Source organism: Deltaproteobacteria bacterium (genome assembly GCA_016875225.1).
In the GTDB taxonomy this organism is placed as follows: Bacteria; Myxococcota_A; UBA9160; order SZUA-336; family SZUA-336; genus VGRW01.
Genome location: VGRW01000178.1, coordinates 1 through 1,682 on the forward strand (window position 1 = coordinate 1; position 1,682 = coordinate 1,682).

Consider the following 1,682-nt stretch of genomic DNA (forward strand, 5'->3'; position numbering starts at 1 on the left):
TTTTTCGCGCCGAGCTCGAGCTCCAGGTACTTCGGCAGCAGGAAGTACGCGGAGTGCGCCAGGCCGAACGCGAGCGTCGCGGCGAGCAGCGCCGCGAACTCGCAATTGAGCACGGGCGGGTCTTCGAGCTCGCTCGCGGTCTCGGCGGTCGGCACGGGGCACCGTGATAGCATTCCCGCGTGGCGCTTGCGCTCTCGGGCCTGCGCATCTGGGACGGCACGAGCGCTGCGCTCGAGCCCGGGCGCGTTACGCTGCGCATCGAGGGCGAGCGGATCGCGGCCGTCGGCAGCCATGTGCGACCGGAGCCGGGCGACGAGGCGATCGCGCTCGACGGCGCGGTCGCGCTGCCGGGCCTGATCGACGCGCACGTGCACATGACGCTCGACCCTGCGATCCGCTCACCCGCGGAGCAGCTCGAAATCGGAGAGGACGCGGCGTTCGCGGCGATGGCCGCTCGAGCGCGCGACATGCTCGCGGCGGGAATCACGACCGCGCGCGACCTGGGCGGCGGCGCGCACCGCGAGCTGGCGCTTCGCGACCGCATCGCGAGCTTCGAGATCCCCGGCCCGCGGCTGCTCTGCGCGGGCCAGCCCGTGACCTCGCCGAAGGGGCACTGCTGGTTCTGGGGCGGCGAGGCGCGCGGCGCGGATGAGATCCGGAGCGTCGTCCGCCGCCAGGTCGAGCGCGGCGCGGACCTGATCAAGGTGATGGCGACCGGCGGCGTGCTCACCGCGGGGACGAGCCCGTCGGACGCTCAGTTCGAGCAGAGCGAGCTCGACGCCGTCGTCGCCGAGGCGCGACTGTACGGCCGCCACGTCGCCGCGCACTGCCATGGCACGTCGGGAATCGAGCGCGCGGCGCGCGCGGGCGTGCGCACGATCGAGCACTGCTCGTTCATGGGCGAGCCGGGCGCGGGCGCTCCGCCGTCGCCGGAGCTCGTGTCGCTGATCGCGCGCGCCGGCTCGTTCGTCTCGCCCACGATCAACACCGGCTTTGCGCGCTTCTTCGCCGAGGACGGCACGCCCGGGAAGTTCGCCACCCGGATCGGCCAGGCCTACACGGCGCTGCGTCGCGCGGGCGTTCCCTTCATCGCCTCGACCGACGCGGGCATTCCCAACGTCGCGCACCACCGACTGCCCGAGGCGCTCGCGCTCTTCGCGCGCGTGGCGCGGCTGCGGCCGGTCGAGACGCTTCGCACCGCCACGTCCGACGCCGCACGCGCGCTCGGCCTGGACGGCGTGACCGGAGCGCTGCGCGCGGGGCTCTGCGCGGACGTGCTCGTCGTCGACGGAAATCCCCTCGAGGACCTCGCGGCGCTGCTCCGCCCGATCCTGGTCGTGGCGCGGGGGCGTAGACTCCCGGCATGACCCAGTACGAGACGCTGCGCTACGAGGTGACCGACGGCATCGCCACGCTCACGCTCGCGCGACCCGAACGCCTGAACGCGATGACGAACGCGATGGTGGTCGAGGCGCACGACGCGCTCTCGCTGGCCGCGGCGGACTCCCGCCTGCGCGTGCTGGTGGTGACCGGAGAGGGGCGCGGCTTCTGTCCGGGCGCAGACCTTCAGCACTTCACCGATTCGAGCCGCGGACGGGATGCGGTGCTCGAAGCGCGCCACTTCCGCATCTGCACGCTCCTGCACGAGATGCCCGCCGTCACGATCGCGGCCGTGAACGGCG

The 1,682-nt window shown here is 73.3% G+C and carries 2 protein-coding genes; both read left to right on the forward strand.

Annotation, left to right across the window (positions count from 1 at the left end; genetic code table 11):
• Positions 1–179 precede the first annotated feature (179 nt).
• A complete protein-coding gene (locus FJ108_18570) occupies positions 180–1,367 on the forward strand; it encodes an amidohydrolase family protein (protein MBM4337898.1) in 1,188 nt (395 codons plus the stop codon).
• Positions 1,364–1,682, forward strand: a 319-nt coding sequence (locus tag FJ108_18575) for an enoyl-CoA hydratase/isomerase family protein (protein ID MBM4337899.1), incomplete at its 3' end; no start/stop codon positions are given. The genes FJ108_18570 and FJ108_18575, both read left to right, overlap by 4 nt.